The organism is Sedimentitalea todarodis (genome assembly GCF_032595355.1).
Taxonomy (GTDB): domain Bacteria; phylum Pseudomonadota; class Alphaproteobacteria; order Rhodobacterales; family Rhodobacteraceae; genus Sedimentitalea; species Sedimentitalea todarodis.
Map to the genome: position 1 here is coordinate 1 of NZ_JASMWN010000047.1, position 13824 is coordinate 13824.

Here is a 13824-nt window from a genome sequence, read left to right on the forward strand (position 1 = left end):
GCTTTCCCCATAGGAAATCACACACCTCCCGCGGCCTCCTCCTAGTCAGGTTTCCCAACGCGGGCCACGCTCAGCACAAGCTGAAATCTCGCACCATGGCCCGCATCGAAAAACCTAAAACTTTGTTGCCGTTCGCTGCAAGCGCGAAAAACAGTACACGATCAGATTGGCAGCAACAGAATCGGCGGAAACCGTACATTCGCTGCATGTGCGAACTGTCGTTTAATAGACAGAAGATGTGGACATTCGGAATTGCTACACTTTGCAAAAGCAGCTAGCGGCTACCTCGAACCGATTCTGTTCTCTAATCTGTCAATATTCTTTCTCACTGTGTGGGCGGTTTTACGTCTGAGGTTGCCTTGGTTCTTCTATGGTTGCCGCCCGTAGTGCAAGAACTCTTTGCCTTGATTGGCGCGTGATCGAGTGCGGTCTTCTATAAGGCCTTGATGTGCGGCCCTAGAGACGCTGCTGGCCGGTATGGTGATCAGCGGGTCGGGTCCAAATCTCTCCGCAGAGCTGAAGCGCTCACAGAACCAAACTGGTTTTCCCGATCCAGATCTATTCGATCATTTTGCCCATTCGAGGGGTCGACTTCTTGGACTATTCCTTTTTTGTTTTCAGTTTCCTTGTGACGTTGCGTTAGGCCGCTGCGGCATGTGCGGGATCCCGGTAGTCTTCTCCTTTGGTGAGCATTGCCCAGATCGCCCGCGCCATCTTGTTGGCTAGAGCAATTGCGACCAGAAGCCTCGGCTTTCTGTCCAGCATCTTTGCCAGCCATGAACCTGGTTGGATTCTTTTGCGGCCCAGCCAGTTCAATCGCGACATCGCGCCAGTGATCAGAAGCCTTCGGATATCTGCCTGTCCCGCCTTAGAGATGCGTCCCAATCGGGCTTTCCCTCCCGACGAATGTTGCCTCGGCACAAGGCCCAACCAGGATGCAAAGCTGCGACCGCACTTGAACGTCTCCATTGGCGGCGCGAAGGTTTCAATGGCCAATGCCGTAATCGGTCCGAGACCAGGCATCGTCTGGAGCCGCCGCGCCGTTTCCGCGTCCTTTGCGAGTTCCTTGGCCATCTGTGTCTTCGCGTTTATACGATTTGTCTTTTCTGCGATCTGTTGGATCAGATCGAGACATTCGGCGCGGACAATATCCAATAACACGATGGCGGGATCACGCAGCGCCGTTTCGATCCGTCCAATCTGCTCGAAACCGGTCGGGAATGTCAGGCCATGCTCATACAGGATGGAGCGCACAACATTGATCAATTCAGTCCTTTGGTAGAGGAGACGCTCACGTGTACGAAAAACAACGGCTCTTGCCTGCTGTTCTTCGGTTTTCGGCTCCACAAAGCGCATTTCTGGTCGTTGTGCAGCAATGACGATCGCTTCCGCATCCGCCGCATCGTTTTTCTGCCGCTTAACAAATGGTTGAACATACTGAGGTGCAATAAGTTTAACATCATGACCCAGTCGCACCATTTCTCTTGACCAGAAGTTGGCACCACCGCAGGCCTCCATCACGACCACAGCCGGATCGTGTTCTTCCATAAACCGAACAAACCCCTGCCGCGAAAGTTTCTTGCGAAACTTTAGTTCACCCGTCAGCGATGTTGCATGAAGTTGGAAAACTGATTTTGCCAAATCCACGCCAATCATTGTATCCTTCATTTTGCCGTCCTCTCAGTTTAGTGGGTTTCGACACCACCAACTTGGCACATTGCGATGCCGTCTGTGGAGGGCGGCAACCATCCCATCTCTTCGAGCTCACTGGCTCATGATGGGGTTGGCTGGGTGTGGATCGGCAAGGTTGAAACCGCGATCAGATTGATAGTCTGCTCTGTCGCTACAAAACCGGCACCGTGTCCCACGCCCTCCCTCGGGCGTCTTCCCGTGAGGGGACTGTGATGTAGGAATCCTCGTTGTTGTCGTTCTAGTAATTCTTACGCGATCTGGAAGTCAGTCTGATCGCGCATCTTGGCATGCAGGATGATCGCGAGCCGTCTTGCCAGCGCCACCCGCGCCTTTCGCATTGTCGAGCGTTGCCCAATGGCGAGTGCCCATGATTTGAGTTTCAGCGGTGCTGCATATCGCGTGAGCATCACATTTGCGGCTTCGTAAAGCAGCGTTCGGACCCGCACGTCGCCACGTTTAGAGATGCTGCCAATGTAATCCACCTCTCCGGACTGGTGGCGTTTGGGAACCAACCCGAGATAGGGGCCCACATCTCGCGAACGTTTAAAGCGCGTCGGATCATCGATGGCCGCTGCAAACGATGAGACCTTGTCCGCCATTGGTCCGAGGGCAATGGTCGAATGCCGTGATTGGACCGACGTCCGGCACTGTCATCAGGCGGGTGCAGACCTTTGATTTGCGGGTCATTACTTTGATATCGCTGTCGATGGCAGCCACCGCAGTCAATATTGCCTCGCGCGCCGCAAACAGACCTCGCAACGCAGCATGCAGACCAGGAACGCCGTCGCTGAATTTCAAAGCCGCGTCTTTGAAAGCGGGCGACAGAGCGCGTGGCAGGCGGACACCAAACACGACGACAAGTCCGCGGATCTGATTATCGATGGTCACGCGTTGTCCGACCAGCTTCTTGCGCGCCGCGATCAGCGACCGGATCGCATGAGCGGACAGCGATTTAACATGGGTCGGTTTATAGAACCCTGTCCGCGCCAAATGCGCCAGGCCACGCGCGTCGTTTCGATCTGTTTTGTGCCCCGCCAGGGACTTCAGAGCCTGATAGGCTTGGCGGCTTTCGATGCAACGCCGGGACACCAAGTTCCGTCAGGCCGTGGAAAAGCATTGGGGCCATGCGTCCTGTCTCAATAACAACCTTGGTGCAAATTGGGCCGTCGGCGAGAAACACGGCAATCGCCTTCGGCGTCGAGGACGCCTTTCCTTCGCGGATCAATAGGCCTTCACGGTCGAGAATGCAGATATGCGTCTCTTCCATAGACACATCCAAACCAGCAAAATACTCCATTCGTCAGTCTCCCTTTTTTGACATGTGCATCCAGAATAGCAGGCGCGGTAGAGCGCTGGTCCTGATTACGCCATGTTGAAAAACTCTTTGCCGCATCTGCAAATTCTGAAAACCAGAAAACTGTTCTCCATGAAACAAAATACGCCAAGAAACACCGGTACTAACGTCAGGCAAACTCAACAGTCTCCGGTAAAAATCCGGGCAATTCCAATAAGGAAACGCTGTCAGAACGCCCATGTTATGCTTAACCCTCCACCGAATTCATCACCGTAGGTATTCTTTGTATACACGAGCCCAGCGGAGACATCCGCGGAACTTCCTGCGGCGCTGCTTAACCCGAATCCAATTGAGATTGCGTCTGGCCCTCTATGGGTGCCGATGAATGTCTGTGATGTGCCAGGTGAAGACGCAAAGGCAGCATCGATTTCATGCACATTATCACGTGAAGCGAGAAAATCGTGTTCATAGCGCAAGAAAGCAAGTGGTTTGAGTCCACCACCGAACTCTGGTCCAGTCACGTTTATGCCAATACTCCCGATGAGACTTTCGGCTGTTGCGTCTTTGATTGTGAGTGCGGTGTCAGACGCGCCTGTTTCTGTAATCGCATCCTGCGTATAACGTGCATAGCCAAGGCCAATCTCAGGAACAAACTGCCATGCGCCTCCTGACTTAAAGCCCAAGTATTCCGCGCGCACGGCGGCTTCAAACGTTCTGCTGGCGTAATCCGCGTTATGGATATTTGACGTGCTGCCCGTTACCGCCTCGCGTGTCGATTCAGTATTCGCCCAAGAAAACCCCGCCATGCCCGTCATGGACCAATTTGCACTATCATGAGTTCCATAAGCGCCGACATGATATGCTTTTGATGCGAAGCTTAACGACGATGTGGATGATGTGTGTTCGCCCATCGAGTATTGCCCATAGCCGACATAGGCACCAATATTGGCCGTTTCATTTGACCAAAGATCACCACCCAAGACGACTTCTCCAAGGTCATATGAGAACCCTGCCAAACCTCCATTACTGTCGACATTGCCGCGCATCAACGAGGAGTCCAGCCAAATTCCGCTCCCGCTGTCCGTCACACCTTCGACCCGATCACCTCCAGCAGCATTACCGCGTGCATTTGCGAGGACCATGTTGCGTAGATGATCACTATGTTCCAATGCGACGGTCATATACGAAGCATAGGCCTCGGGGTGCAGGGTTTGAACTTGCAGTAGGTCGGCATGCGTCAAGGTACCTTTGCTATTCACAACTAGGCTACCATAACTCATGGTGTTTCCCGTGCCAGTGGCAATCAATGGATGGTTCAGCAACCCAATATCCACAAAAGAAATATCCACGCGGTCATCAGCCACCGGATTGTTCACAATGGTATAGACGAGATTTGCGGGTAGATCAGAGCGAGCGGCACTAAGCTGCGTGGCCGTAGGTGTCATTGGCGCGGCGTCAAAGCTTTGCACATTAAATGTCAGGCGAGGGTTATTGTTTGCAATTGCGACAGTATAGATACCATTGTTGCCGCCCGCTATATAGTCCGCCGCAACAGCATTCGCATCAATGGCGAAAGGCACGAACATAACCGTATCGAATCCAGTTAGCGTTGAGGTCGGCGAGCCACCCACGTTGGCAACAAGGTTCCCTGCGTAACGGGTTAACGCCGGGGTGCATATGCCGGCAACGCATTCTCCGGCGGGGCTGATACCAACCGTAACTTGGTTGGTTCCTGCAAACTCAAGGTTCTGTGCATTCAGAACCACCGATCGCAATCCAACAGACACGTTGCCACTGTCTGTGCCCGCCGACGATGCCGAGACCAGATCGATTGTGCTATTCGTAAACAGTGCATTTTCGATGCCATCAGCGGCTCCAACAAAGTCTCCAAAACTGGAATTCGTTTGCAGCGTACCGCCATCGACGATCAGTCTGTCAATGTTGCGGTAAAAGGCAAACTGGTCGTAAAACGTACCACCGTTCTCAACGCTGAGGTACAGCCAAGCATTCGTTACATCGTCTCTTACCGAATAGCCGGATGTGTCCAAAGTGCCGCCGTCAATTCTCACCTGATCAACTTGCAGGCCGCGCCCCACGTTGTTCACCCCACCGGTATTGGTAATTTTCGTCGTGCCTGCGCCAACCGCCAATATCATGGCTTGCGGGTTGGCAACGGCACCCAATACGGCGTCTTGTTCACTTCCAAAGTTCAAAGTGCTGTCGCCGCTAAACGATAGGGTGCTGCGTACGCCATTGCGTTGCTCGATGCGCAGTGTACCGCCATTTTCAAGTGAAACCGTACTGTTGTTGAAAACGGGTGCCGTTAGGCGAAGTTCGGAAGATAAGCCATCCACCGTAACAGTGCCGCCATTCACCGTGGATTGTGGCAAGCCGGAGCCTACATTACTGAGCAGCCCTAAGACGGAGTTGTTTTCGATTGTCAGGTCTGCCCCGGAGCCAACAGTCAGATTTCCTTCGGTGCGCGTGGAAATTGCTGTTCCATCAAAGGTCAACGCGGCACCATCGTCGACCACCACTGACAAACGGTTCAAGTTCGTTGACTGATTGCCAAGTTGGAGGAGGTTGTCGCCAGTTTCGGCGCGAATGACAGGCGTACCACCCGGTGGTGCTGCCATGAACAAATCTGTGTCGTTCGCAAACGTCAGTGACGCATTGCGCAGGGCCAAAACACCGCCGCGGCCAATTGCGCCATCCCCTATCTCCAGGAAACTAATTTCACCCGTTTGTCTGCCGGTAGAGCTTGCGCCATCTCTCAGCGTCAGAGCGGAATTTTCAAGGGTAAGCCGGTCGAACTGCAACTCAACTATTATGTTGCCCGTGTTGATATCACGGACGTCAAACGCGGTGACGTCATAGGTTGTTTTCCCACCGTCAGTTCGCGCAGAGCCGAAATAGGTATTCGCCCAACTGCTGTTCAACCCCCTCGCAAACTTTACGCTGCCCTCAAACCTCAGTTGACCATCGCTCGCAGAATTTGCAATCCAGTCGGAATCAAAAACTAACCCATCATGCGATCCAATTATTGGGTTGATTAAGGCGTTCGCGGGGTTAAGTACGCCATTTAAAATACTTGCATCAACAAGTGGTTGGACACACCCCAAACTCAAGCCCGCTTCGGACGCGACAGAGCAGTAGCCCTGCGCCGACGCCGTTGAAGCGCCCATGAGTTGAATGGTTGCAAGCGCGCAAGAGGCCAAAAGACCTGTTCTGAGGTTACTAGACATTTGAAGTTCCTTTGCGCCCAACTTAATTTGATCATCTACAAAATCACATCGCTGCCAATTCCAGTCAATACGATTGCGAAACCGACTCATTTTTGGATTAACTGTTGCGCCTTTACACAGCTTTTTCGGCTATTAGACTCCGTCATTTGAAAAATGACGCCGTCCCATCCGTTGTTCCGTCACTTTTTTCAGTTCTGGCGACGCCAGCTTGGATCGAGAGCGATCAGATTTTTCATTGTTCCCGCGCCATGGGCCGCACCGTAAAGCACTATGACACTACTCTGTGCTTCATTGATCGCCCTCGCTAAGTGCCCGTTTCTCTGATCGATTGTGACACTCGTAAGTTTCGTGACATCCGCAGTTGGCATGACGAACTCCTCAATTGGTGTGGTGAGGTTCTCGTCACTGATATCAAGCGGACCAACCAAATTCTCGTAGGCGTCTGCCAGCTCGGCCGGAGCCAGATCGACGTTGACGTCTCTGCCACCCGGAAAACCCAAGAACATCGCGTTATCCTGCCCTATCAAGCCGTCAGATGCATTCTGCGCATAAAAAGCTGGTGTGGGAATGAGACCATACATAGCCCTGATCCTACGCTTGTCTGCGAGGGTCGCGGCTTCGAAGTCGATGAACTCATAGAAAAGGTCGCTACCCTGCGCTTTAAGACGCTTCACTTCGCCAGCCACTGCCTCATAAAACGCGGGCTCGGCTTGGTGAATCATAGGAATAAAATGAAGAGACCGAGTTCCGTTGGAGAACGTGAACACTCTGGCGCTGGAGGCAGTGCCGTCTATGTAGAACTGGCCTTCGGTCAGCGCCTCGATTTCGCCTCCGGGCCCTTCTCGCATCTCCCCCAGAGTGAGGTGACCTGACGCGTTTGCGCAAACCGCCGCCAAAAAGAACGCGATGCCGACGGCCAGTCGTAGTCGAAGAGACTTCATGTGAATCCGTCCATATCTTTATCCAAACCGCGGACATTATGCTAAATAGCGCCGGCAGATTAGTCACTCCATTCCAAGTCTGATGATGCCTTGTCGTCGGAGTTTTGCTTAGCCCTACTGCCGCTTTGGGCGCAAGATGTTGAGACAACTATCACGAATGGCCTACAAGTGAATGTCTGGCTATTTCAATCCTAAAGCCAGTCCAGATTAGAACGTGTCATGCTCTCAATTTGGTTGAATATCTGCCTTACTTAGAGCGTCTGCTACGGACGCAGCGCCGAGAACCATAATGTTGCTAGAAGACGACGCCCATCCCACGATGGATACATCACTGTCCTGAAATGCCGCAATGTCGGATTCGAAACCCAGTGTTTGCCCGCCGTGGCCCCAGAGACCGGTGGTCTTTTCCACAAGTCCAATTCCGTAAAGCGGCACAGTCAAACTCCCAACCCACAAGGTATCTTGCATCACTGTCAGTGTTTGAGGTGAGTTGAAAAGTTCACCACCAACGAGCGCCTCAATAAAGATGTGCATGTCCTCGATAGTAGAAATTACAGCGCCAGCAGCCCAGCCTTGGGACATGTTCCATTTCGAGGTTTCATAGTCAAAGGGAGCTTCGAGATACGCTCTGGGCAAACCAAACTCGGGAAGCGGGATGTCGTTCCAGAAGAAAGTATCCCGCATGCCCAACGGAGCAAAGATACGAGTTTCGAATACGTCGGCGAGCGGTTTGGCTTCGATTTTTTCAATAATGAGTCCAATAAGGATGTAACCCGTATTGCTATAAGCCCAGGCATCTTCTGTTCCGGGTGCAAAGGTCGGCGAGCCATGATCGACCGCAAACTGCACAAGCTCTAGCGGACTGAAACCGGCTGTAAGCGCGACAGGATCAGTCAACCCGGCCTCCATGATGCCCGGTGTGCCGTCGGGCGCGTTGTCTGTGTAGCTGAAGATACCGGAAGTGTGCTGGGCGAGTTGGCGCAAGGTGATCCTGTTGCCCTCCGGCAATTGCCGCGCAATTTCGGGCAGATGACCTGAGAGGAGATCATCAAGCGATAGCTTCTCCTCTTCTTGCAACTGGAGGAGCACGGCTGCCGTCATCATTTTCGTGTTGCTGCCAATCTGAAATGGCATCTGACAGTCAATAGAAATCGAAGCATCCGGGTCGGCTAGGCCCACTGACTTGGCATAACGCCAACCGGCAGATCTCACAGAGAGAACGGCACCGGGTGCAGTACCAAAGGCCAGCCCATTGGGAGAAGTCAACTCGACCGCTGAAGACAGCAGGGCGTCGAGGGCCTCTGTGACGGCTTCGGGCGCATTCGTTTCTATCGCGCATGTGCCGAAATCCGCAGCGGCAGCCGGCAATCCAGCCAATGCAGTCGTCGCCAGCGCGATCGCCCCAAATGGCCTAACCAAAAATCGGCAAACTCGTCTAAAAAGACTCTGAATTACACTTGAATTCTTTAGAATGTACATTCTTTGCGGCCTTCATTCGCAACAAGATCAAGCCCCAGACCTATCCGGGCGCATAACTACCAAATCTGATGCTCGCACAGTCGGCTTTCGCAGGACAGTTACAAAATACGGCTTTTGCCTCCTTAGATCCAACAATCACGTGCGCGAACGATTGGTTTGTCGGCATCCAATTCACGATGGCCCGAAGTAGGCGGTCGAACACCAACGAAGATTCTATTTACGCCGCTTCACCCAAAGCGAAACAAATATCAAAACCAATCCCAGTGCGGCCAGTATGAAAGTCAGGGGAAGGAAAAAGCTCTCCTGCAGGACACCGTTTGCATCTACATCGTCATAAAAAGCTGTCTCAGACAACCATGACAATCCGGCGAGAACCAGAGCTATAAATCCTGAAATACGAAGTTTAGAATCCATGATGAACTTTCCAATCTGTATTCAATTTGGATACGAGTCAGCTACGCTATTGGGATACCTTAGGATCAGTTGATGTTTCGATCGAGTAGTGATTTTAGTTTTTCGGCCTGTTCGTCAGAAAACGCCAAGATGAAGTTCGTGCCCTGGATCGCACCGGCGATTTGCGCAGAGTTGATCAATTGGCCTCCAATACGAATATTCATATTTTTACCAATAGATTGCTCTGTGAAGGCAACCAGACGGCTTGCGATCTCGGGTGTCAAATCAAGTCGAACCTGCGACTGCCCATCCTCCCCGCGTTGAATCTCTAGTTCGACCACATCATTTTGAGTGACCTTGATCGGTCCCAGCCAAAGCGCTGCGTTTTGCTGTTCAACGACGCAAATAGGGTGCTGCCCGGGATTTTGCCCCCCGCCAAGGTCAAGACACACATCATTATATTGTGCCTTCTGAAAATTGAGTCCAGCCCAGAACGAAATAGCTGCAATCACTATGACTGCCGCGACGATCAATAAATAATTCTTGGTCATTCGCAGTCATTCAAACAATTTTTCAGTTGCCCCAAAGTCAATTAGTGTTCGCCACTTTGGAGGTACGTATTACTGAAAGGTTCAGTAACATTATCTAAGGCGCACGTCATAGGCACGCAAACTTGCTTGAGGGCCAGATGCTTCAACCAAACCCTCAGCAATCAGGTGCTGAAGCCTGCCGGACAGAAACACATCACCCAACAAGTTGTGTTCATCGCCACGGCCCATCGCCGTACCGACAGCTCGTGCAGCAGAAACCCAGTCTTTTGAACAGCATGTCAACAGCAGGCTGTCATAATAATCAGCGGGAACATCAAAAATTTTGCCTGCCTCCCATTTTCTCAGTGTAGCGCCATCATCTCGAAGGTGCAAAAAACTCTCGGAAAATGCCGATCGTGCGACTGGATCTATCTCTTCTCGTTGATCGAAAAGACTCGTCAGAAAAGCCGGGGTCTGTACCGCAATATAGGGCGGTGCCTTTAAACCGCTTGCGCCAACACGCGTCACTGTTCCCTTGAAATGGCCCAGTTGATGACAAGCCATCTCTAGAAACGTCCGTTCCGATGCATTCTCACCGGCCCAAATGCAAATTTCTGGCGTGGGATCCTGCGCCAAATGGACTGATAGGCTATCAAAATCGGCCGAAGAAGGAACCGGATCTTCAGGCAACTGACCATAGTTTGGGTAAAGCGCTCTGAAATATGCTGCTCGCGCTTGCTTGTTGTTCAACGGGCCGTGGCTCAGATCATCATCAAACACATGCACGTGCCCTGTCAGGCCGTAAGTTGCAACTGCCGCGCGTAGACAACCTCCGGAACTTCCTCCCAAAACCAGATGTAGGTATGCGGGCTGTGACATTGGTTACCTTTGGCTTAAAAACACGATTTCCGTTGTCAGGGGACACGCTGCTTGCAGTAAATCACTTTCCACGCGGTTTCCTAGGCTGAATTTTCCCATTTGCATAAAATTCTTGCAACGCCTCTGTTTTTCGTAAACCTTTCTGGACATAAAATATGACGGCGAGAGCAAAACGAGGGGTTTTACAATGGGTTTTACGCAATCGGTCAAGACCTGCCTGTCCAAGTACGTGGTGTTTTCGGGCCGCGCGCGTAGATCAGAGTATTGGTGGTTCGTGCTGTTCGTGTTCCTGGTCAACGTCGGGCTGGTTGTAATCGGTGCGGTCCTTTTTGGCACTGATCCGGAAACGGGACAGGGATCGAACTTGCTGACCTCGGTTTTTCAACTGGCGATCATGCTACCCATGCTTGCCGCGGGGTGGCGTCGTTTACATGATACTGGCCGTCCTGGATGGTATCTTCTTCTGCCTTTGGCCTTCAGTCTCGCAACGATGATAATGCTATTGACCGGCGTCGCTGTTTTCTCAGTCGTCGAGTCCGGCAGCGAGAATTCTGAGGCTCTGCGAGGGCCGGCAGCCCTTATTGGCGGAGCAGGTTTGATGGCAATGTACGCTATCCAACTTGGCCTTTCAATCGTGATGATCTGGTGGCTGACGCGACCCTCACAAGAGGGCACGAATGCTTATGGAGCACAGTCGTAAACGGGTGATCAATCACCTTTACCTCTACACCGCATGACGGTTATCACCCCAGAAATAGGGGTTTTTAGGAGTTAAGAATGAAGAATACTTTCCTTTCTGGGTGTCTACTATTTTGCCTGTCCGCTGCACCTGCATTTGCTGAATGGGGATTTAGCGGTGGCCAGACCCCAAATGCGTTTATTCAGACAGGCGACATGACGCTGGAATTGCAATGTGACCGATTGCGCTTTGCACCTGTTGGGTATGCCGACAGCGAAGATATCGTCGGAAAGCAAAGCCTTTCAATTCGGTTTATGAAAAATGGTTCGACTGAAGTTGGATCTTTTCAAGCGGGTCAAGGGAACGCCACTCTGCGGATTGTCGATAACTACCCTGTCGAAGTTGTGTTCCAAGACCCAGCTGACTACCAGTTCATTCTGGATCAGATTGCAGCCAACGCCATCCTCAATCTATCCATGTCGGATCAAGATGTGAGCTATGGGCTTTTTGACCTTAAAGGGTCGGGCAAAGCTATTCGATCACTGCGGTCCTCTTGCGGTTCTGCATCCCAAGCAGACAACAACACCATGGAGGCCCCAGAAGGGGTGGTGTACTGCGGCGGTGGCCAAGTAAAACGCCAGATAGAGTACCTGATCCTTGAAAAAGCACAGGGCGAATGGGACGCTATCGTGACAGTCAACGGCGACACCACGCGTGCAATGACGGCCTACAGCTACTTTGGTAATGCACAGCCGCCACAAGGTTTTGTGGTCGCGTTGTTGGGAGAAGACCGGTCCGAATTCCTCGTCTTCAAAGATGGCAATAACAACTGGATCGAATACGGAGACTACCAATACAACCAATGCAATTGACTACAGTGTCTCGGCGGCCTGCTGTCTCAAATTCGGAAAATCTCATCGCATTCATCGCCGATCCAACCCGTTCTAGCAAAACGACTTCGTAAAACACGGAAAAGGAATAAACATGAACACAACACTTAAACTGGCGTCTTGTGTGATCTTTGGCACTTTATTGTCAGCGTGCGTGGAAGACAGTGGCTCTGCGACGTTATCGCCTACTCTGGCAGACCAAGCTTGTCTAAATGCGGTTGCACAGTCGACTGGCAATAGCGAAGTCCGGCTTTTGTCATCTGAGTTTTCTGAAGCGGGGACTTTGGTTAAAGTTGGTGTTGGCCCAGATTCAGCACCTTGGCAGTGCATAGCCTATAGTGACGGAGCCACCGACGGTATCATGTCCCTGACAAACGAGGGCAGCCTGTAAAGAAGAGGGTCACGTCGGTGGGCGTGGCCCGAAGCCCATTTGGGGCTCAGAGTTTGTTTCCGAATTCACTCCCACCAATCAGATTGAAACAGCCAAGACCTTTGGGCGAATACCCCGATGCGACTGAGGGCAAAGGTAAGGGAAGTGCAATGCTCTCATGGTTCTTTGTCTCTGGCTGCAAGCGGGGCAACTGGACATTTTCTTGGGCAAAAGCTCTGGTCATTAGCGCGCTGACTGTTTCCACGCCGGCTTGGTCACAAGACCTCACTAGGTTACCCCCTGCCCTTCAACGCATAGTCGACGAAGCGAAGAACGCATGCGCCGAAGTAAACAACGGCGAATTTGCACTGGAATGGGGAAGTGTCCAGAGAACCGATCTAAACGGTGATCTGCGTCGCGACTGGGTCCTAAATGATTTTGGGTTTGCATGTTCAAGCGCTGCGTCGCTCTATTGTGGAACAGGTGGATGCATGTCCCACTTTCTCATCGAAGATCATGTTGCAACGCTTCTCAATCAGGGATGGGAAATGGCTACTATCGGCCCAAGTCGGGTGCTTGTTGCCGAAGTACACGGGTCTCAATGCGATGGGATCGGCCCCACCCAGTGTTTTGTCGCAAGCGTATGGGACCCCGAGGAAAAAACCTGGCGCAGCGCTAACGCAGAGTGGGAGTAGAAATGTTCAACGGATGCAAGCAGATCATTTACGGGTTATGGATACTGCCCGCTGCACTCAGCTTGGCAGGGTGTATAGAAACGGCACCGGAAATCGCGATCAGCGAACCTGATCCCGACCTTGTCTTCGTCCGCGGCTATCGTGGGGCAGCAGATGACTGCAAGCTTGTCGGCGAAAGTGCATTCACAGCGGACTTCCTAGATGATGCGGCCGATCTCGTGGCGTGCCCCACCGGCAGCGACGCGATGGCAAGTCTCATGGCGGAGACGGGCGCAAAGATGGTCACACAGACAAACAGCTTCACACTTTTCAGCATTCCCTACCGCTAAGTCTCTCTGCCTCAGACCAATAACCCGCCAACTTAGGGCGTCCTATTGCGCGACTGGCCAACTTCTATTGTCTACTCAAGACACTGCAAACTTGAGCCGAAAGCTCGAAAAGTTCACTGACCGACGATTACACCAATGAAATGCTGCGCCGTGCACGAACGTCTCCTTCCGCGAGCCGCACCGCCGCATTGCCGAGGGGCGGTAATGTCGGCTAGGGGCGGTCGCAACGATCTGGATTTTCTGCACCTGCGAAATGCTGCAGGACGGCATTTGGTATAGAGGGCTCTTGCACTAAATCGCTTCGCGATATGGGCGCTTGTGACGTGGGTTGCGCGTAGTCGGGATTTGTTTCGCGGATTGTGAAGTTGAGAGTTTGCTGTTGATCGAGGTGATTTTGCCTCGGTTGAC

10 protein-coding genes and 1 pseudogene are annotated in these 13824 nt (G+C 52.3%); 3 read left to right on the top strand and 8 right to left on the bottom strand.

All coding sequences use genetic code 11. The annotated features are described in order from the left end of the window. Nucleotides 1–639: 639 nt before the first annotated feature. The 8 genes and pseudogenes from QO231_RS25145 to QO231_RS25180 form a co-directional block, all read right to left on the bottom strand. On the bottom strand, nt 640–1668 hold the full coding sequence (locus QO231_RS25145) for an IS110 family RNA-guided transposase (protein ID WP_316782797.1): 1029 nt from the start codon (nt 1666–1668) through the stop codon (nt 640–642). 272 nt (nt 1669–1940) lie between these two features. Continuing rightward, nucleotides 1941–2989 (bottom strand): annotated as a pseudogene (locus tag QO231_RS25150) (IS110 family transposase). Nucleotides 2990–3213: 224 nt separating this feature from the next. Next, the gene (locus tag QO231_RS25155) at nt 3214–6231 is read right to left on the bottom strand and encodes an autotransporter family protein (RefSeq protein WP_316782800.1); all 3018 of its coding nucleotides are present in this window, start codon (nt 6229–6231) and stop codon (nt 3214–3216) included. Nucleotides 6232–6419: 188 nt separating this feature from the next. Beyond that, nucleotides 6420–7172, bottom strand: coding sequence for a hypothetical protein (locus QO231_RS25160; protein ID WP_316782803.1), 753 nt, complete (start codon nt 7170–7172; stop codon nt 6420–6422). 225 nt (nt 7173–7397) lie between these two features. Continuing rightward, a complete protein-coding gene (locus tag QO231_RS25165; protein ID WP_316782806.1) occupies nt 7398–8651 on the bottom strand; it encodes a serine hydrolase domain-containing protein in 1254 nt (417 codons plus the stop codon). A gap of 213 nt (nt 8652–8864) precedes the next feature. Then, nucleotides 8865–9065, bottom strand: a complete 201-nt coding sequence (locus QO231_RS25170) for a DUF3955 domain-containing protein (RefSeq protein ID WP_316782808.1) — start codon at nt 9063–9065, stop codon at nt 8865–8867. A 65-nt stretch (nt 9066–9130) separates the two neighbouring features. Beyond that, nucleotides 9131–9595: a SecDF P1 head subdomain-containing protein gene (locus QO231_RS25175; protein ID WP_316782811.1), complete on the bottom strand. Its 465-nt coding sequence runs from the start codon at nt 9593–9595 to the stop codon at nt 9131–9133. Nucleotides 9596–9685: 90 nt separating this feature from the next. Then, entirely contained in the window at nt 9686–10453 is a 768-nt protein-coding gene (locus QO231_RS25180) for a DUF1835 domain-containing protein (protein ID WP_316782814.1), read from the bottom strand. A gap of 187 nt (nt 10454–10640) precedes the next feature. On the opposite strand from QO231_RS25180, the gene QO231_RS25185 reads away from it, so the two are divergent. From QO231_RS25185 to QO231_RS25195, 3 genes are all read left to right on the top strand, one after another. After that, nucleotides 10641–11153 (top strand): DUF805 domain-containing protein, encoded by a 513-nt coding sequence (locus tag QO231_RS25185; protein WP_316782818.1) that lies wholly within the window; start codon nt 10641–10643, stop codon nt 11151–11153. A 77-nt stretch (nt 11154–11230) separates the two neighbouring features. Beyond that, entirely contained in the window at nt 11231–12004 is a 774-nt protein-coding gene (locus QO231_RS25190; RefSeq protein ID WP_316782821.1) for a hypothetical protein, read from the top strand. A 1085-nt stretch (nt 12005–13089) separates the two neighbouring features. Then, nucleotides 13090–13416: a hypothetical protein gene (locus QO231_RS25195; RefSeq protein ID WP_316782824.1), complete on the top strand. Its 327-nt coding sequence runs from the start codon at nt 13090–13092 to the stop codon at nt 13414–13416. Nucleotides 13417–13824: the final 408 nt, after the last annotated feature.